The 19,192-nt window shown below is 39.1% G+C and carries 14 protein-coding genes and 1 pseudogene; 14 read left to right on the forward strand and 1 reads right to left on the reverse strand.

Annotation, left to right across the window (positions count from 1 at the left end; all coding sequences use genetic code 11):
• Nucleotides 1-144 precede the first annotated feature (144 nt).
• Nucleotides 145-1,236, forward strand: coding sequence for a UDP-N-acetylglucosamine--undecaprenyl-phosphate N-acetylglucosaminephosphotransferase (wecA, locus tag R7Q47_RS17840; RefSeq protein ID WP_239945660.1), 1,092 nt, complete (start codon nt 145-147; stop codon nt 1,234-1,236).
• A gap of 3 nt (nt 1,237-1,239) precedes the next feature.
• On the opposite strand, the gene R7Q47_RS17845 is transcribed toward wecA, so the two are convergent.
• Entirely contained in the window at nt 1,240-2,565 is a 1,326-nt protein-coding gene (locus R7Q47_RS17845) for an MBL fold metallo-hydrolase (RefSeq protein WP_318089281.1), read from the reverse strand.
• 866 nt (nt 2,566-3,431) lie between these two features.
• Here R7Q47_RS17845 and tviB point away from each other — a divergent pair.
• The 13 genes and pseudogenes from tviB to R7Q47_RS17910 all read left to right on the forward strand — a co-directional run bounded on the left by tviB (nt 3,432) and on the right by R7Q47_RS17910 (nt 19,101).
• Nucleotides 3,432-4,712, forward strand: coding sequence for a Vi polysaccharide biosynthesis UDP-N-acetylglucosamine C-6 dehydrogenase TviB (gene tviB, locus R7Q47_RS17850; RefSeq protein WP_154204889.1), 1,281 nt, complete (start codon nt 3,432-3,434; stop codon nt 4,710-4,712).
• 43 nt (nt 4,713-4,755) lie between these two features.
• A pseudogene (locus R7Q47_RS17855) lies at nt 4,756-5,130 on the forward strand (four helix bundle protein).
• A gap of 80 nt (nt 5,131-5,210) precedes the next feature.
• Nucleotides 5,211-6,233 (forward strand): NAD-dependent epimerase/dehydratase family protein, encoded by a 1,023-nt coding sequence (locus R7Q47_RS17860; protein ID WP_318089282.1) that lies wholly within the window; start codon nt 5,211-5,213, stop codon nt 6,231-6,233.
• 5 nt (nt 6,234-6,238) lie between these two features.
• Nucleotides 6,239-7,600, forward strand: a complete 1,362-nt coding sequence (locus R7Q47_RS17865) for a lipopolysaccharide biosynthesis protein (RefSeq protein ID WP_318089283.1) — start codon at nt 6,239-6,241, stop codon at nt 7,598-7,600.
• The gene (locus R7Q47_RS17870) at nt 7,597-8,787 is read left to right on the forward strand and encodes an O-antigen ligase family protein (RefSeq protein ID WP_318089284.1); all 1,191 of its coding nucleotides are present in this window, start codon (nt 7,597-7,599) and stop codon (nt 8,785-8,787) included. Before R7Q47_RS17865 ends, R7Q47_RS17870 begins: the two co-directional genes overlap by 4 nt.
• Nucleotides 8,762-9,799, forward strand: a complete 1,038-nt coding sequence (locus R7Q47_RS17875; protein WP_318089285.1) for a hypothetical protein — start codon at nt 8,762-8,764, stop codon at nt 9,797-9,799. The genes R7Q47_RS17870 and R7Q47_RS17875 overlap by 26 nt, the downstream gene beginning before the upstream one ends.
• A 92-nt stretch (nt 9,800-9,891) precedes the next feature.
• Complete coding sequence (locus R7Q47_RS17880; protein ID WP_411912875.1) at nt 9,892-10,926, forward strand: glycosyltransferase family 4 protein; 1,035 nt, start codon at nt 9,892-9,894, stop codon at nt 10,924-10,926.
• Between the two features lie 38 nt (nt 10,927-10,964).
• A complete protein-coding gene (locus tag R7Q47_RS17885; protein ID WP_318089287.1) occupies nt 10,965-12,143 on the forward strand; it encodes a glycosyltransferase family 4 protein in 1,179 nt (392 codons plus the stop codon).
• Complete coding sequence (locus R7Q47_RS17890; protein WP_318089291.1) at nt 12,127-12,738, forward strand: sugar transferase; 612 nt, start codon at nt 12,127-12,129, stop codon at nt 12,736-12,738. The genes R7Q47_RS17885 and R7Q47_RS17890 overlap by 17 nt, the downstream gene beginning before the upstream one ends.
• A complete protein-coding gene (locus R7Q47_RS17895; protein ID WP_213877142.1) occupies nt 12,731-13,360 on the forward strand; it encodes an acetyltransferase in 630 nt (209 codons plus the stop codon). The genes R7Q47_RS17890 and R7Q47_RS17895 overlap by 8 nt, the downstream gene beginning before the upstream one ends.
• Before the next feature lie 33 nt (nt 13,361-13,393).
• The gene (locus R7Q47_RS17900) at nt 13,394-14,569 is read left to right on the forward strand and encodes a DegT/DnrJ/EryC1/StrS family aminotransferase (RefSeq protein ID WP_170893660.1); all 1,176 of its coding nucleotides are present in this window, start codon (nt 13,394-13,396) and stop codon (nt 14,567-14,569) included.
• Between the two features lie 275 nt (nt 14,570-14,844).
• Nucleotides 14,845-16,833: a polysaccharide biosynthesis protein gene (locus tag R7Q47_RS17905; RefSeq protein ID WP_085569691.1), complete on the forward strand. Its 1,989-nt coding sequence runs from the start codon at nt 14,845-14,847 to the stop codon at nt 16,831-16,833.
• Between the two features lie 168 nt (nt 16,834-17,001).
• Nucleotides 17,002-19,101 carry a YjbH domain-containing protein gene (locus R7Q47_RS17910; RefSeq protein WP_213886529.1) on the forward strand — a complete coding sequence of 700 codons (2,100 nt, stop codon included), beginning with the start codon at nt 17,002-17,004 and terminating at the stop codon, nt 19,099-19,101.
• Nucleotides 19,102-19,192 lie beyond the last annotated feature (91 nt).

A 19,192-nucleotide genomic window follows, 5' to 3' on the forward strand; every position in this document is an offset into this window, starting at 1 on the left:
CAATTAGTAGGTGATTTTGATAAACGCAGGAACTAATGCCTGTTAGATCACAAATCGCGTGCAAGCAAATCTAGCTCAATCGGCTGATTTAGTGAAAGCCGCAAAATGTTGCTTATAACTATACTTATCACAACGGAACTTGGTTTGATCTCTCTTGTTTTACTTACTGTCAGTGTGTCTTTTATTAGCTTGTTTACTTTCAGGAAGCTTGCTCTTGCCCATGACTTCGTCGATAGACCATCATGTCGTAAAAAGCATATTGGAGATGTACCTGTAATAGGTGGTTTGTCCCTCTTTGTCACGATTACTTTAGCAAGTACGTTTGAAGGACAACTTTTGCCAAATCAGCAGGACTTTCTTGTATGTGGTCTAATACTGACTATTATCGGCACAATAGATGACAAGTTAGACATCAGCGCTTCTTTCAGGCTCTGCGTCATTACCGTCATATCCGTTTGGCTTACCCTTGGTGAAGGGATTGCGCTTACAGAGCTTGGCAATCTATTTGGATTTGGGGTGCTCAACGTAGGTAGTGCAAATGTTTTACTAACAACGATTGCAATCATTGGTTGTATTACAGCATTCAATATGGTCGATGGAATTGATGGTTTATTGGCGTCTTTAGCATCAGTCACATTTTTAGCTTTAGGGTTTATGTTTTACCAAGCCGGAGAAGTAAAGCTAACAATATTCTGTTTTATCTTTGTGCTTTCCATGTTCCCGTACATATTGTGTAACCTAGATCTGATCCCTAAGCGCTCATTTAAGGTATTTATGGGAGACTCAGGAAGCTTTCTGATTGGTTTTACCATTGTTTGGTTACTAATACACAGCTCGCAAAGCATTTCGAATGAGGTGCAAGCTATTTTAATGAAGCCTGTTACGGCCTTATGGTTAATTGCTGTTCCTTTAATGGACATGGCAATGGTCATGCTACGTCGTTTAAGGAAGAAACAGTCTCCCTTTAAGGCTGATCGTTTACATCTTCACCACATATGTATGCGGTTGGGTTTGTCATCGCGACAAACTTTAGCATTCATTACCTTCTGGGCGTTATTGTTTGCTGCGTTTGGAACTCTAGGGCAGGTGTTTCAGGTGCATGAGCACGTCATGTTGATACTCTTTTTATTGGCATTTACATGTTATGTCTTCATCATTAGTTACATTTGGCGTATTACCTGCTGGATTAGAAAGCGATTTCAAATTGGTAAGACACATGTAACGGTAAGTAGCTGACGCTTATTTAACAACGGTAGAGCCTTTTGCTGTTAGGCTGGAATGTAGGGCTCTTTTTACTTTATTTTCACCATGAATCAAATGCACTTCTTTTGGCGGCGGATTAATTCCTTCTACAAATCGAATTAGATCAGATTGATCTGCATGAGCAGAATAGCCAGACATCGTATGTATTTGAGCTTTCACTTTAATTTTCTTTCCTTCGATATCAACCTTACTCGCCCCTTCTTGAATTTCTCTCCCTAGCGTTCCCTCAGCTTGATAGCCAGCAAACAGCACATCATTACGACTATCTGGTAACAACGCATTGAGGTAATTCACCACTCGACCACCTTCGCACATCCCAGAAGCCGCAACCACAATAGCTGGTTCAGGCGTGCTCGCCAGACGATTCACCAATCTCATATGTTCAGCATGAGTCTCAATCGTAATACATTGTTCAAACGCTAAAGGGTGACGATGCTGCTCAAAACGCTGCTTCGCTTCTTTACCCCAAAGCTTTTTAAAGCGCCGATAAGTCTTTGTCACCTTTCTTGCTAAAGGCGAATCAAGAATAATCGGTAGGGCTCCATGTAAAGACTCTTGGTACAAAAGCTGTTCAATATCGAATAACAGTTCTTGTGCTCTACCTACACTAAAAGCAGGAATAACAATCACACCACCATCTTCCAGTGCATGTTCGACAATAGAAAGCAGCCGAGCACTTCTACTTTTCACACTTTCATGGTGCTTATCACCATAGGTCGATTCAATAAACAAATAGTCCGCTTTTTCTGGCGGCTTAGGATCAGGAAGTAAAGGCGTATCACTTGGGCCGAGATCGCCGGAGAATACAATTACGTCATTATTTGAGAGTTTAAATTCCAAATAAGCAGAGCCTAAAATATGGCCCGCAGGTTGAAAGCGTAAATAAGCCAACCCCTTAAGAGGAAGCCATGTGTTGTACTGGCACGGTACCAATCGTTGCTTAATTAGATTTAAGATGTGCTGCCGTTGATGCTTGCCTAAACCCAGTTGTAGCTTTAATCCATCCTCTAGCATAAGAGGGACCAACTCAGCAGTAGCTTGTGTGCAGTAAATTTTGCCTTTAAAACCCGCAGCGAGTAACCACGGTAATCGGCCTATGTGGTCAATATGAGCATGAGTCAGCACCAGTGCTTTTACCTTGGCTAAGGAAAACTCTATCGCCATCGAACGGTCATGACGGCCTACCAATGCATCCTTACCCTGAAATAGCCCACAATCGATCAAAATGCTCCCGTGCTCGAGTTGCAGTTCGTGACAAGAGCCTGTCACCGTATTCTTCCCACCATGATGAAGTACTTTCATAACGATCTCCTTTTCATGAGCATCAATGTAATGAATTCAAGAAAGAAGAGGGAGAGGCAACCAGCCAGATAAACACAAAAGTAGGAGTCAAAATGCTAGGAGAGTGTCAAATGGTATTTTTAGTTGCACTAAACTGTGATGCATATTCCACATAGTCAACTTTTTGCATTTTGTCATAAATAAAAATGAATAAATGCGTATTATAAAACGCGTTTTAAGTAGGCAGAATTTACGATTTTCTGGTTAAACTGACAGTTTGCATTTTGTCCAGTTGTCATAAAAAAGCCATTTTTTTGTCAGTGTTGTGCTTTTAGTTGCAACCTGTTTGCTATACAATCCTTTGCCTTGAGCACAAATGATAAAAAAACAAATGCATTGCTTTTAGGAGCTAGACCTAAGGGCGGTAGCGTGCCAAAAAGCAAAAAAAGCTCTCCGAGTGACATAAAAATGTCGCCAGACAATAAATACAATTAAGCACACTGTTGCATTTCTGGCAAGGTCGGCTTTTATAAAAAGTGCGCTTAAACAAATAATTAACTAAATGTCCCATAACGTCAGAGGGACAATTCAAAGCTGCGATGGCAGTTTTTGAGTGATAATTGGCTAGGCATAAGGTTCCTCCCTTCTATTTACCATTCATGTATCTAGTTCCGTAGCGCGTTCTCGTTGCACATATACTCATGTGCCATATCAACGTGTCTACGGCATGCCTAAAACATCTATATTCGCTATTCGAATACAAATCACTCTAACAAGTATTAAGAATTTTTAAGGGTGCCTTGAGCGTCCTTAGTCTATCTACGCCTTTAGTTACCCTAACCAGACCTAAAGGCGTTCTAAAAATCTAAACTTGCTAGGAACTAAAAATGAACTTTTCATTAGAAAACGCCAGAGTTGGCATCATTGGCTTAGGTTACGTTGGTTTACCACTCGCGGTGGAATTTGGCAAAAAGTCACCAACGATCGGCTTCGATATCAATCAAGCCCGTATCGATGAACTCTCTGCCGGACGTGATAGCACATTAGAATGCAGCGATAATGAATTAGCAGAAGCAAAATACCTTTCTTATACTTCCTCTCTTCAAGAACTCAAAGAATGCAATGTTTACATTGTTACCGTTCCTACTCCAATTGACGAACACAAACAACCGGATTTAACGCCTCTTATTAAAGCCTCAGAAGCGTTGGGTACAGTAGTCAATCAGGGTGATATCATCGTTTATGAATCAACCGTATACCCAGGTGCAACAGAAGAAGATTGCATTCCGGTTGTTGAGCGTGTTTCTGGCCTTAAGTTTAACCAAGACTTTTTCGCAGGCTACTCTCCAGAGCGAATCAACCCAGGTGATAAAGAACACCGAGTTACGAACATTCTTAAAGTAACAAGTGGCTCAACGCCAGAAGTGGCAGAGTTCGTCGACCAACTTTACAAAACCATCATCACTGCAGGCACACACAAAGCGTCATCAATTAAAGTAGCTGAAGCTGCCAAAGTCATTGAAAACACTCAGCGTGATGTAAACATTGCATTAATCAACGAGCTATCCATCATCTTCAACAAGCTGGGTATTGATACACTGGAAGTATTAGAAGCAGCGGGCACCAAATGGAACTTCTTACCATTCCGTCCAGGTTTGGTCGGTGGTCACTGTATTGGTGTTGACCCTTACTACCTAACGCATAAAGCGCAAGCAGTAGGCTACCATCCTGAAATGATTTTGGCTGGCCGACGCCTAAACGATGGTATGGGGCAATACGTTGTTTCTCAGTTGGTGAAAAAAATGCTGAAAAAACGTATTCACGTAGAAGGCGCAAACGTACTTGTTATGGGCCTAACATTTAAAGAAAACTGCCCAGACCTACGCAATACCAAAGTGGTGGATATTATCTCTGAGCTAAAAGAGTACAACATCAACGTCGATGTTATGGACCCTTGGTGTTCAAATGATGAAGCGCAGCATGAATATGGCTTAACACTTTGCGAAAAAGAAAAGCAAGGTCATTACGACGCGATCATCATGGCGGTATCTCATAACGAATTTAAAGAAATGGGTGTCGAGAAAATTCGTACTTTGGGTAAACCAGAACATGTATTGTACGACCTGAAATACGTTCTAGATAAAGAAAGCGTAGATATGCGTTTGTAAGGAAGGTCCTAGGGCCTAGAAGCTATAACCTCAGAGCCGAGCCATGAAATTCGAGCAATTAGACGTTTGGAAGCGTTCATCACGTTTGGCGAGTAACGTCTATAAACTCATGCGAGATTGCCAAGATTATGGCTTTAAAGATCAAATAACGCGATCAGCTTGATCTGTCCCCTCTAATATCGCAGAAGGTCTTGAAAGAGAAACTGCGAAAGAAGAATCAAGATTTCTCTATTACGCAAAAGGCTCGTTAGGTGAACTCCTTACGCAAACCTATATTGGCATCGATATAGGTTACATCGATAAAGAAAGTGGCTTATTCATTGTTGCAGAATGCAAAGAGATAGCAGCAATGATCGCCGCTTTGATTAAAATCCGGAAAGGTTTTGTTAGGGAAGAAAAGGGAGATTATGTTTCCTAGACCCTAGACCCTAGACCCTAGACCCTAGACCCTAGACCCTAGACCCTAGACCCTAGACCTTCCCCACACGGAAAAACTCAATGACCAAATACGAACAAATCCAACAAGAACTAGTTGAATCACCAAAGACGTGGTTAGTAACGGGTGTTGCGGGCTTTATTGGCTCAAACCTACTGGAAAAGTTACTCAAGCTTGACCAAACCGTAGTGGGTTTAGATAACTTCGCAACAGGCCATCAACACAACTTAGATGAAGTAAAAAGCCTAGTAAGTGAAGCACAGTGGGATCGTTTTACCTTTATTGAAGGAGACATCCGAGAGCCGAAAACATGCCAACAAGCCGTAAAAGGTGTTGATTACGTACTACACCAAGCAGCACTCGGTTCTGTACCTCGCTCTATCGCTGATCCACTAACGACAAACGCAGCGAACATCACCGGCTTCTTAAATATGCTGGATGCTGCAAAAGAAGAAGAGGTATGCAGCTTTACTTATGCTGCAAGCAGCTCGACATACGGTGACCATCCAGCATTGCCAAAAGTGGAAGAAAATATTGGTAATCCGCTTTCTCCTTATGCGGTAACTAAATACGTAAATGAGCTTTATGCTGGTGTATACGCCCGTACTTACGGTTTTAAAACGATAGGGCTTCGTTATTTCAATGTATTTGGTCGCCGACAAGATCCAAACGGCGCTTACGCTGCGGTAATCCCAAAATGGACAGCAGCAATGATCAATGGTGAAGATGTTTACATTAATGGTGATGGCGAAACAAGCCGAGATTTTTGCTACATCGATAACGTAGTACAAATGAACCTGTTAGCAGCAACAGCAGAAGAAGACGCAAAAGACGAAGTCTACAACGTAGCCGTTGGTGATAGAACGACGTTAAATGATCTTTATTACGCCATTAAGAAAGCGCTAAACGGAAATGGTGTGCAAGTTAAAGGTGAACCAATTTATCGAGAGTTTCGAGCTGGTGATGTTAGACACTCTCAAGCAAATATCGAAAAAATTAGTAAAATACTGCATGCTAAAATGTTAGTAAATGTTGATTTTGGAATATCTCAGACAATCCATTGGTATATTGAAGGTCGAAGCTAAAATAAATGAACAAATCTTTTATAAAAGGTGCTGGGATAATTATGCTTGGTTCTATAATAGGACAAGGCATAATGTTTATATCCTATCCCATTATATCGAACCTATATAGCCCTTCAGATTTTGGAATTTATTCAGTATTACTTTCGACAGTTTCAATAATATCTATAATAGCATCGTTTAGATATGAATTGGCGATACCTCAGAAAAAATATAAAAAGTTAGCTTTTGCTTACATTGACATATGCGTATTTCTCTCATTTCTTGTGTCACTATCAATAATAATGCTAGTGCCTTTTTTATATGGTTTTTTGGAATATAGATTTGAGTTCTATATGTTTTGCGCTTTAGCGGTGTTATTTTCCTCAATAGGATTAAGTCTGACATACGAATGCATAAGAACTAAAAACTTCTATACTCTCGGAAAAAATAGAGTTCAACAATCTTTAGTCACAGTTATTTCTCAGGTTTCTTTGAGTTTTATTGGATGGAGAGGTTTGATTATTGGATTGATTTCCTCACATATAATATCCACATTATATCTATCGAATAGATTAAAATATAAGATTGGTTGGTTTGGATGGAGTAAATATATAAGGCTCATCAGAAAAGAAGCGGATTTCCCTAAGTTCAGTTTGCCATCTGCATTGTTTAACTCAATGTCCAATAACCTACCATTAGTGTTCTTTACCATGTATTATGGAGTATTAGAAGGTGGTTTATTTGCAATAGCAATAAAGCTAACTCTTGCTCCATCTAGCATTTTAGGTCAGGCTTTTTCTAAAGTAATTCATTCAAGTTTAGCAAATGCAAAAAATCAACATGATATAAGAGAGCAAATTGTTAAGTTTACTTTTTTACTTATTTCCATTAGCGTGATTGTCTTCTATAATTATTTTGTCTGGATAGATGTAATAATCAAATCGTTTTTTAATGATGAGTGGTTTGGATCTGTTAGTTATATACATGCAATATTAACTTGGGCAATTTTTCAATTTATAGCATCACCACTTTCAAGCTACTTCTTTATAACTAAAAACCAAAAGCTAGAACTTTATATTCAAGTATGCATATCAAGTGTAAAAATATTTTTAGCACCTTTGATATTTTCCTTGGTTTCAAGTCCTTCGATGGGAGTTCTTTATTATTCGATAATGTCATCAATAACGTATGCTCTGTTTGTTTTGGTGATTGTTTATCATGCAAATATATTTCTTGATTTCATAGTCGTAATTCTAAAAGTGGCGATTTTCTTATTGTTACTTTTCTTCTTGACCTTTGAGTTTTTAGACGAAAAACTTATATTAAGTATGTTTTCTTTAATGGTGTTAGTGCCATTTTTTTTAATGATCAATAAGAGGAAGATATGAGTGTTGATTTTAGGTTTTTATCTGTTTCAATAGTTTTTCTTCTTCTTTCTGTTGAGTTAAATATTGGAGCTGGAGTTACTTTAGGAAGATTAGCTTACATATTGACATTCATCCTGTTTATATTTCTCTTCTCGAAGAAGTTTTCTGTTTCCTCAAATGAGTTGACTTTTTTTTCAATGATGATGTTATTCTTTATATATGCATCATTACAATCAGTATTTTTAAATGTAAATCAGCCTGATCCTATTAGAATATTTAACTGGATGGTTTATTCGCTTTTTTGCTTTCTGTTCTCTATTGGTATGTCTTCACTTTCGTTAGATTCTTATACCAAAGTAGTTTCTAATCTACTTTATATAGCAATATTTCTAGTAATTGTATCTATATTGTTTTTGATTTATAGGCAAGGGGGGATGTTTTACTCAAAGCCTGCTTGGGTTATTAGAAATGAATTGAATTTATTACCAGGAGGCTTGAGTAGATATTTTTTTGGAGCAAATGTTTTACTTTTGATAGTGTATTTTTCTAGTTTTGAAAATAAATCCAGAACACTATCACTGGTTTTTTCTATTTTGTTAATACTTATAAGTGGTAGCAGGCAATTTCTAATTGTTTGGGTTCTATCTTTATTAATTCTATATCTTTCATCTCCTACTAGCATTGTCCGATTGATGTCTTTTAAAAAGTTAACGCTGCTAATCTTTAGCATATTACTTGGCGGTTACTTTGTTTCAAATAATTTTAACAGTGACTACTTTGACTCCTTAGAGAAAAGATATACACAAACGGTTAATATAATGGAAAGTCAAGGTCCAAGCTCTGAGGATTCAACATCAGAAAGAATGCATTTTATTAGTCTCGCCGTTGCAAGCTTGGATGCGAAGCCTTTTGGTGTTGGAGCTGGAGGGGTTGAAAGTGTGATTGGGAGACCTGCTCATAATAGTTACGCCCATCTTATGATAGAGTTTGGTTATATCGGTATTTTTCTTTATATTTTAATTGGTGTATTTTCCGTTTTTACATCTAAGGTTAGAAAAGGGCCACATATCGCACTATTTGTTATATTTTTCATTACCCCTGTATTTAATGATGTAATATATATGCCTCTATTTTGGGGATGTGTCGTTTTTTGTATGTATTCACCAATAAAGAGTTTGAACGATGAAAAGAGTTATCATATTTCCTAATAAAGATGAAAAGAGTAACTCTTGGTGCAATGAAATCAATAATATTGAATGTTTTCAGGTTAATGGAAACATTTTTTATCAATTCTATTTCGTTGCTCTATATGCGCTGAGAGGATATGAAGTTATCTTCTTCTTTAGATATCTTGGTGATTATAGGAATATTTTCATGACATTCATTAAGATGTTTTTGGAATGTCTAATATGTTTTATTTGTAAGTTGAGTAAAGGGCAAGTTAGATGGATTGTTCATAATATAGATAAGGAAAGTTTTGAGTTCTTCCCGAAAATAACAAAAATAAGAAGGAATATAGTAGCGTATCATTGTGAATATGCGTATGTAACAGATTGTTCATTAATAGAACACCTCCAAAACAAGATACCAAACTATAAAGGTATAATTGATGTTACTTGTTTTGGCGACAAAGCAACAGACACAGATGTTGCTTTTAATCGTCAAATCACGGATGTTATATGCGACCTTAAAAAAAATCATGAAGATATAAGGTTTTCATTATGTGCCACATCCTTATCTTTGAAATGTTATCATCTTTTTAAAATGTCAAGTTTTTTGGATGTTATAAATAAAGATGGTCTTAAGCTCGTAATGATCTTAGTCGCTCCATTTAATAAATATAAAAACTCTAAAGTTTGGGATGGTTTATATAGTGAGCTTTCGTCTAGAAAAGATATAATGATATTTCCTGATGGTGGTAGGGTTAGTGAAAAATACTTAACTAATCATATTGACTTTGTATATAGGACGCTCGACGATATTTCGATTCCTTATTCACTGTATACGTCGGTCTCTGCAAAGTTGCCTCTTGTTACTCATGATGTTGGAATGCTGAGAAATATCGTTTTAAGGGAGGAGGTTGGTGTGGTTTATCATAGTTACTCCTGTGAAGAACTTTTTTGTAAGTTGGAACAAATTAAAAAAGATAATTTTGATCGATTTAACAATAACTATAATTGGGAAAAAGGTGCACAATCACTTGTTAAGGGGCTTTTTTAAAAGTTTAAATTATGAATATATTGCATTTTTGCTCATACTATATCGGTTCAAAGGTTTATAGATGCCTATTCCATAACTTGTCGAAAAATAATGTGCATTCTAAGGTTTTTATACCTATAAGAAGCGAAAGACATAATGGAAGTAATTTTATTTTAGACGATCGTATAGATTTAGAATATGTAAGGTGTTTGAGTTTTATTACAAGGTTTTTTATATCGTTTAAAATTATAAGTGTATTTTTTTTGTCGCTACTTCGTGAAAGAGGAAGTAAAAATTATGATGCTGTTCATGCTCACACTCTATATGCAGATGGAATATCGGCTTATATATTTTCTCTTGTCAAACAACAAAAACTAGTCATAACAGTTAGAAATACAGATGTAAATTTGGGCTTTAAGTTTTTTAAACACTATAAATGGTTAGTAAAAAAAGCATTATCATATAGCGATAAGATAATATTTATATCTCCTGCTCATATCATAAAGTTTAGATATTATTTTGGTGAGGAATTTGACTGTAAAATAATTTTGATTCCAAATGGAATAGAGGATGTGTATATAGAAAATGCTTTAGATAGCAAGGCTAATAAAATGAGGCTAGGAACTGTTAGAGGCTTGTATATCGGTTCTATCGATAAAAATAAAAACATAGAATCGACGATATTAGCATTTGAAAAAGCGTGCTTAGGAATGGATTGGGCTCTGAATATTGTAGGTGGTAATTATTCTGAATACACAGAGATTTATGGAAAGTTATCACCTGGTTTATTAAATAAAGTTAATTTTATAGAGCGTACTGAAGATTTTAATCTTCTATTGAAATTTTATGATCAATCTAATGTTTTTGTAATGCCATCATTTAAGGAAACATTTGGACTCGTATATCTAGAGGCTATCAGTCGTTGTATTCCTGTGGTTTATTCTTCTGGTCAGGGAATAGATGGTGTTTTTGAAGAGGGAGAAGTTGGTTATTCTTGTGATCCATATTCTATAGACAGTATTTCCACTGCAATCCAGAGTGTTTTTAAAAGCTTCCCACTCGGCTTAGGCCCTTATCATTCTAATCCTAGCCAAGAGTTTTCATGGGAAAAAATATCATTGAGATATATCAGAGAGGTATATAATTGAAGATAATTTATTTACATCAATACTTTAAGAAACCATCTATGAGCGGGGGAGTTCGATCCTATGAATTTGCTAAAAGGCTCGTTCGTGATGGTCATGAAGTTGTAATTGTTACCTCTGATACTGAAAATGATTTCTCATCTTGGAAAGTGGAAAGTATTGATGGTATTGAAGTTCATTGGCTTTCTGTAAAGTATTCTAACTCCTTTGGTTTTTTTAAACGGTTGGTGGCATTTTTTAAGTATGTAGTTCTCACTACTTTGCATATTATACCTATGCACTGTGATCGCGTTGTTGCAACAAGTACACCTCTCACAATATCCATACCAGCAATATTTTATAAGTTGTATAGAAATAAGCCTTATATTTTTGAAGTTCGAGATGTTTGGCCAGAGGTTCCAATAGCTTTAGGTTTTTTAAATAATCCAATTCTAAAATATTTAGCTCTATTTTTAGAGAAGATTTCTTATAAATATTCAGACTCAATAATTGCGCTGTCTCCTGATATGAAGAGCTCAATATTAAAAAGATCTAATGGTAAAGTAGTTACTGTTATTCCTAATGCTTCTGATACAGAACTTTTCTCATTTAAGTCAGACTTTTCTATTAAAACAGAATATTCTAGATATTTTTATGAAATAAGAGAACGCCACGAAAAAGTAGTGTTTTATACAGGTACACTTGGCATGGTAAATAATCTTTCTTATTTGATAGATTTGGCATCTTACTCTAAAGGTGATATTGCTTTCGTTATTGTTGGAAGTGGTAAAGAGAAACTTGAACTAGAGCGGCTTTCGCAAGAAAATGGTACTTTAAACCGAGTCGTTTACTTTTTTGAAGCTATACCAAAGAATCATCTTTATATTATTCATCAATTGTTTGATTTGTCATGTTCTACAGTTCTACCAGTTGATGAGTTATATGCTAACTCAGCAAACAAGATATTTGATGCATTTGCTTCTGGCACTCCTATTTTAATTAATCATGAAGGATGGCTAGCTGAGCTAATTAGAAGTTCAGGTTGTGGTTTGATTCTTAATTCAACGCCTTCAGAAGAGGAGTATATAAAACTATACTGTTTTTTATATGATGAATTAGAGTATTTAAATGCAAGAAATAGCTCTAAAAAATTGGGTGTGACCGATTATAATCGTGAGTACTTATATCAAAAGTTTATTAAAGCGATTAAAGGTCCAAGTTATGATAAAGCGAATCTTTGATTTTATATTTTCTTTAATTGGTCTTATTTTATTATCTCCCATTATTATGTTAGTCGCTTGGAAAATACGCAAGAACTTAGGCTCGCCCGTGTTGTTTCGTCAAACACGTCCTGGTTTGCATGGCAAACCATTTGAAATGGTTAAGTTCCGTACCATGAAAGATGCGGTCGATTCACAAGGAAATCCACTTCCTGATTCCGAGCGAATGACTCCGTTTGGAGACAAATTGAGAAACTCGAGCCTCGATGAGCTTCCGGAGTTGTGGAACGTATTGAAAGGTGAGATGAGTTTAGTGGGGCCACGTCCTTTATTAATGCAGTACTTACCGCTTTATAGTAAAGAGCAAGCAAGACGTCACGAAGTCAGGCCTGGCGTAACGGGCTGGGCTCAAATTAATGGGCGTAATGCGATTAGTTGGGAAGATAAGTTTAAGCTCGATGTCTGGTATGTCGATAATCGTAACCTATGGCTAGATATCAAAATTCTGTTCCTAACCGTTAAAAAAGTGTTTGTGAAGGAAGGAATATCGGCAGATGGCCATGTCACGATAGAACCTTTTACTGGTCAATCAAAGCAGAGCGAAGTCCATGAATAGAACTTGCGCAATTTTAGGCGCTAGTGGTCACGGGAAAGTCGTTGCTGAAATTGCGGAGCTAAATGGTTATACAAACATTGAGTTTTTTGATGACCGCTGGCCAGAGTTGCAAAATGTTGAACATTGGCCAGTCAAAGGGAATTCCGAAGCCTTGTTAAAGATAGCGGCGCAGTTTGATCTAACGGTGATAGCAATCGGCAATAATAAAATCAGGTTAGAAAAGCAGAATCAGCTTAGTACAGCTGGCGCTAAATTCTCTGTACTAGAGCATCCTAGAGCCACAATTAGTCAGCATAGTCAGCTTGATAAAGGTACGGTAGTCATGGCCGGTGCTGTCATCAATCCTTTTGTCAAAGTTGGTAAAGCATGCATTATTAACACGGCCTCAACGATAGATCATGACTGCCATTTAGCGGATGGCGTACATGTTAGCCCTGGTTGTAATCTTGCGGGCGGGGTAACTGTCGGGGAAGGTTCTTGGCTCGGTATCGGAAGCCAAGTTAAACAACTTATTTCCATTGGTACGGGCGTAATGGTAGGAGCCGGCGCGACTGTCCTGAACCATGTACCAGACTTGCAAACTGTTGTGGGTACGCCTGCACAGCTCGTAAACTCAAAATAACATTCTCAGAATAATTTTTATTTAGGTGACATCGTGCTTAATACTCCATTTTCTCCATGGCCTTCTTTTACTCAAGAAGAAGCCGACGCAGTTAGTCGTGTACTACTGTCAAACAAAGTAAACTACTGGACGGGTAGTGAGTGCCGTGAGTTCGAAAAAGAATTCGCAGCTTGGGTTGGATGTGATCATGCTGTTGCACTAAGCAATGGTACCCTTGCACTCGATGTCGCGCTTAAAGCGTTAGCGATTGGTGAAGGGGATGAGGTTATTACGACGCCTAGAACGTTTCTTGCTTCTGCGTCCTCTATTGTTACGGCTGGTGCTAATCCTGTTTTTGCGGATGTAGATCTCAATAGCCAAGCCATTACGGCAGCGTCGATTGAAGCGGTCCTAACTCCTAAGACTAAAGCGGTCATCGTTGTTCATTTGGCTGGTATGCCGGCAGAAATGGATGCCATCATGGCGCTTGCAGAAAGACATGGTTTTTATGTTATTGAAGATTGTGCTCAAGCACATGGCGCAAAATACAAAGGGCGCAGTGTAGGCACAATCGGTCACATTGGTGCTTGGTCATTCTGTCAAGATAAGATCATGACGACAGGCGGTGAAGGCGGCATGGTGACCACGAATGATAAAGGTTTGTGGTCAAAAATGTGGTCTTACAAAGATCATGGTAAAAACTATGATGCGATTTATAACCGTCAGCATCCACCAGGCTTTCGCTGGTTGCACGACAGCTTTGGAACCAACTGGCGTATGACTGAGCTACAAGCTGTGGTTGGTCGTATTCAATTGACTCGCATGTCAGAGTGGACGGCAAAACGCCAAGCCAATGCGGCACAAATCGATGAGGCTGTTGCAGATCTCAATATCGTTCGACGCGTTCACGTGCCTGAGCATTCGCAGCACGCTGAATACAAACATTACCTTTTTGTTGAGCCTAAACATTTGGCAGAGGGCTGGACGAGAGATCGCATTGTGGAAACCATTGTGGAACGTGGTGTTCCGGCTTATCAAGGTAGCTGCTCTGAGGTGTATTTAGAAAAAGCATTTGATAATACGCCATGGCGACCAGAAAAACGTTTGCCGAATGCAGTGCAGTTAGGTGAAACCAGTTTAATGTTTTTGGTTCATCCAACATTATCGTCAGAAGAAGTCGCTAAAACGTGCGGTGTGATCCGTGAAGTGTTGTTAGAAGCGCAGAAGTAAACCAGTTCAGTCTAAGTGGGACGCATAAATAATAGTGCTTTAATATGTCGTTATTTATGTTTTCCTGTAACAGCGTCCCACCACTTGATGAAAATGTAAAATGTCTGCTACGCAGATTGCTTAAAAGATGCGATGCAGTGAGAGAATATGCAATTAATGGTTCTATACATAATCATCAGGTTGTATAATCTTTGCTCAGGCTATCTCATAATATTAACTAGCATTACCACCAAACTCTAAAAATAAACTTGGGGTAATGAGGCTTACATACTGTCATGATTGAAAATAATTCCAAACTTAACGTCATTTGGTCTTTACCGAGATATCAAAAGCGCCTTATTAGTATCGGAGTGGATTTCTTTATTATCTCTGCTGCTTTTATGTTTGCTTATTGGTCTCGCATTGGTGAATTCCGCCCACTTCCAGATACAAGCAGTAACTATGTACTGTTGGCAACCATTGTGTGTACGCTTGCTGTTTTTGTCTCGTTTGGCCTCTATCGAGCGGTGCTACGCTATTTAGGCTTTCATGTTCTGGCAGTCGTCGGGTTGGGTACGATTCTATCTGCGCTTTGTGTGGCCAGTTTTGCTTTCGCATTTGATGCCCAACTACCACGCTCGATTCCTTTTATTTATGCCGCTTTTCTTGCGATCGGAGTAGGGACTAGCCGTCTGCTGGTAAGGAGCTTGGTTGCTCAATCGGTACACAAAGCTGGAGCGCCAGTTCTTATTTATGGTGCTGGTAGTGCCGGTCGTGAGCTTGCGTTTGCGCTGCGACAATCAGAAACCTACCGAGTTATTGGCTTTGTCGACGAAGACAAAACGCTTCAAAACACAATGCTAATGGGTTACCGAGTCTATACAGCGGATAACGCGATGAAGGCGATTAGAAAGTATGAAGTAAAAAAAATCTTACTTGCTATTCCTAGCGCTTCAAACAAACGTCGTAAGGAAGTCTTAGATAGAATTTCTAAACTGCCTGTTGAAATCCAAACCGTTCCAGATATGAAAGATATCCTTACGGGTAAGGCGAAAATTGATGAACTGAAAGAGGTTCCGATTGGTGATTTGTTAGGTCGAGACCCTGTTCAGCCGCAACAAGTATTAATGGAAGCGAACATCAAGAATCAAGTAGTGATGGTGACGGGAGCTGGTGGTTCAATTGGCTCTGAGTTATGTCGTCAGATTTTAAACTACTCGCCAAAATCATTGATCTTATTTGAACTGTCTGAATTTGCGTTGTATCAGGTGCACAGTGAATTGAGTCAAATCATTAAAGCTAACAATCTGAGCATTGTCGTCGTTCCATTGGTTGGCTCTGTGCAGAGACAAAATCGCTTAGAAACTACCATGAAAGCCTTTGAAGTGGACACGGTTTACCATGCTGCGGCGTACAAACATGTTCCGCTGGTGGAGTACAACGTTGTTGAAGGTGTAAGAAACAATGTGTTTGGCACTTACTATACAGCGCAAGCGGCGATTGATGCAGGTGTGAAGAATTTTGTTCTTATTTCTACTGATAAGGCTGTTAGACCAACGAACGTGATGGGTGCGACTAAACGTATGGCTGAGTTAGGCCTACAGGCGTTGGCACAGCAACAAAACCGAATTCGTGAGAGCAACCCTAATCTGGGTACGCGTTTCTGTATGGTGCGCTTTGGTAATGTTTTGGGTTCGTCTGGCTCGGTAATTCCTGTATTCAAAAAACAGATTGAGAAGCGAGAACCTATTACGGTCACCCACAAAGACATTACTCGATACTTTATGACAATTCCAGAAGCTGCCCAGTTGGTTATTCAAGCTGGGGCGATGGGTAAAGGTGGCGATGTATTTGTTCTCGATATGGGGGAGCCCGTTAAGATTGTCGATCTAGCGAAGAACTTGGTTTACCTGTCAGGACTTGAAGTTAAAGATGAAAACAATCCTCATGGCGATATAGAGATTCTCTTCACAGGTTTGAGACCGGGAGAGAAGTTATATGAAGAGCTGTTGATTGGAGATGACAATGTTTCCGAAACGGCACACGCACGTATTATGACAGCGCAAGAAAGTTACCTACCACTAAAAGAGTATGAAATCTTAATCGACAAGCTCGATGTCGCCTGTCACAACTTCCAACACGAAGTGATTCGTCGCTTGTTACTCGATGCTCCTACAGGCTTTAATCCGGTGGACGGCATTGAAGATCTCGTATGGAAGCAAAATACTCGCACTGCGGAGTTATATACTTTTGAACCAAAGCAAAGTAATGCAAGTGAAACTTGATGCTTTTGTTTGGTTGGTAAATAATAGAAAAATTAATAAGATATGTTGTCTTGGTGCTCGCAGTGGTGGTTTGTTTACTACGAGCGTAACGTGAACATGTCGTAATCTCAAAAAGGCACTTCTGAGTGCCTTTTTCTGTATTCAATACATTAACAGTGGCTAAAACTGATGGCACAGAAAACGATAAAAACAGGGATAGCAGCATTATCGCTGCCGCTATTGGTAAGTACTTCTCTTACCGCTCAGGAGTTGGCGACGCTACCTTCGAACCAAAGCTTTACCGGATTGACTTTTACGCCCAATGCACAGTCTTTAAATTACGGCGATTTTTCTTTTACGTACGCTCAAGGCTTACCATTTAGGACGGCAGTTCAAGATTTAGATTCTCTAAAATTCTCGTTCGGTATGTTTGATGGCTTGGAAGCTCACGGAAGAATTGTAACGGATGACTATACTTCAAATTGTTTTTACGATTGTGGTGATACCCGTGATTTATCTATGTCTTTCAAGTATCAGGTCCCTAACTTTTGGGGATCGGAGAATCTCGATTTTGCTCTAGGTATTCAGGACTTAGGTGGCTCAGCCAATCAGTTCAGTACGAAATATGCGGTTGCTGATTACTCGTTCGACTTTGCTCCGGTTCGCGTTTCTGCAGGTTATGGGCTTTCTGATATCGAATTAGGAGTGATGGATGGCCCATTCGGTGGTATTGAATATCAACCATTGAGCTTTTTGCAGGTTAGCGGAGAATACGATGCTGTGGAGTTTAACTCTTCGGTTAAGCTTTTTACCCCACAAGGCACATTGCCTTATGATGTGACAGCCTCGCTCAGTTATCAGCTCTACTCTGGCCACAATACTGATGAACAAAATATTTGGAACGCGGCACTTTCAGTACCTCTAGTTACTGGGTATACACGTTCTCGCGATTACTCGCGCAATAATCTCACGTTAATGGAAAAGCTGTCTTTGGAGCAGAATAAAGCTAAAGAGGCTTCTATCTCTGCTTTAGTGAGCGCGCTTCGTAATGAAGGCTTTGTGAATATTCAAATCGGTTTGCTGAATCAAACAACAGTAGTGGCGCTAGAAAACCGTCGTTATAACCATAACCAAGTAGATGGTTTAGGTGTTGCTATGGGGATCATCTCTAGCCACCTAGGTCAAAACGCGGTATCAGAAGTGGGTGGTGATTCAGAGCGTATTGAGCTATTTATGCTCGCAAACCAAAAGCCCGTTGTTAGTGTGCAAGCGAATTCAACGTGCTATCAGAGTTTTATCAATGGTTCTGCTGCGTGCGAGGATATTAAGTTCACGACACGAGATTTAGCCGAAAAACTTGAGTTGGTTAACTGGAAAACAGAGCGCGTAAATAGCGGCGCACTAGACTCTCAACTTGTCTTTTCACCAATGGTTCGTCATGCCGTTGCGACCGAGTTTGGTGTTTATGACTACTCTTTTGCGATGTCGAGTAACTTATATACCTACCTTTGGTCTGGCGCGGCTGTCGATGTTCGCCATATTTTGCCGTTAGCGGAAACTGACGATTATGAAAAATGGGGATACTTTGAGGATAGTGCTTACGAAAATGATATCGAACGCGCAATGTTGCACCAATTCTTCCGTTTACCTTATGTCGATATTGCGAACCAAGTATCCGTCGGTCTGGCGAAAACAGATTATATTGGCGCGAGAAGTGAGTCTACATGGTTTTCTCAGTCTGGTGCGCACGCTTTGAGTTTGGAAATGAGCTACTTCCAGCACGTCGATGAGAAAGATGAAAATGGCTATGAAACTCTCGATCGTCAAACTTCGCTAGCTCGCTATACTTTTTCAATGCCCGAATGGGATTGGCAGTTTAACGCGACAGCGGGTGAGTTTTGGCGGGGGGATGTTGGTGCTAAGCTAACAACATCGCATTGGTTTGAGGATATTGAGGTTTCTGCTACTTATCAGGTTACTAAGTACAAAGATACTGATGAAGAGCAGTTTGTCGCTGTGTCAGTCAAGCTACCACTAACACCTTGGCGTGATATGTCTCCTAGCTTATTGCAGGTTCGAGGTAACGAAGCTTATGACTTTAATGTGATGACGCGAGTAGGCAATGACGTCAATTTCTTAAGTGATGGACAAGGTGATGAGCTTATCATGGACAACAGCATGCTACGTCGTTACTTCAACCGTGGTCGTTATGGTAGCGATTACTTTGAAGAGAATAAGATTCGCTTACGTAACGCCTACCTGCGTTACTTATCAACTCAGTTAGACTAAACCCATAGAACAGTATGACCCGTCCTGATATGGGTTGACACTTTTTAACTAAAACGCTCGATGTACTTCATCGGGCGTTTTGTATTTTAAA

Source organism: Vibrio sp. Vb0349 (assembly GCF_033338975.1).

Coding starts and splice junctions, on each gene's coding strand:
- R7Q47_RS17910 (WP_213886529.1), top strand. CDS start 17,002: ATGGCACAGAAAACGATAAAAACAGGGATAGCAGCATTATCGCTGCCG.
- R7Q47_RS17860 (WP_318089282.1), top strand. CDS start 5,211: ATGACCAAATACGAACAAATCCAACAAGAACTAGTTGAATCACCAAAG.
- R7Q47_RS17865 (WP_318089283.1), top strand. CDS start 6,239: ATGAACAAATCTTTTATAAAAGGTGCTGGGATAATTATGCTTGGTTCT.
- R7Q47_RS17870 (WP_318089284.1), top strand. CDS start 7,597: ATGAGTGTTGATTTTAGGTTTTTATCTGTTTCAATAGTTTTTCTTCTT.
- R7Q47_RS17845 (WP_318089281.1), bottom strand. CDS start 2,565: ATGAAAGTACTTCATCATGGTGGGAAGAATACGGTGACAGGCTCTTGT.
- R7Q47_RS17885 (WP_318089287.1), top strand. CDS start 10,965: ATGAGCGGGGGAGTTCGATCCTATGAATTTGCTAAAAGGCTCGTTCGT.
- R7Q47_RS17875 (WP_318089285.1), top strand. CDS start 8,762: ATGAAAAGAGTTATCATATTTCCTAATAAAGATGAAAAGAGTAACTCT.
- R7Q47_RS17905 (WP_085569691.1), top strand. CDS start 14,845: ATGATTGAAAATAATTCCAAACTTAACGTCATTTGGTCTTTACCGAGA.
- tviB (WP_154204889.1), top strand. CDS start 3,432: ATGAACTTTTCATTAGAAAACGCCAGAGTTGGCATCATTGGCTTAGGT.
- R7Q47_RS17895 (WP_213877142.1), top strand. CDS start 12,731: ATGAATAGAACTTGCGCAATTTTAGGCGCTAGTGGTCACGGGAAAGTC.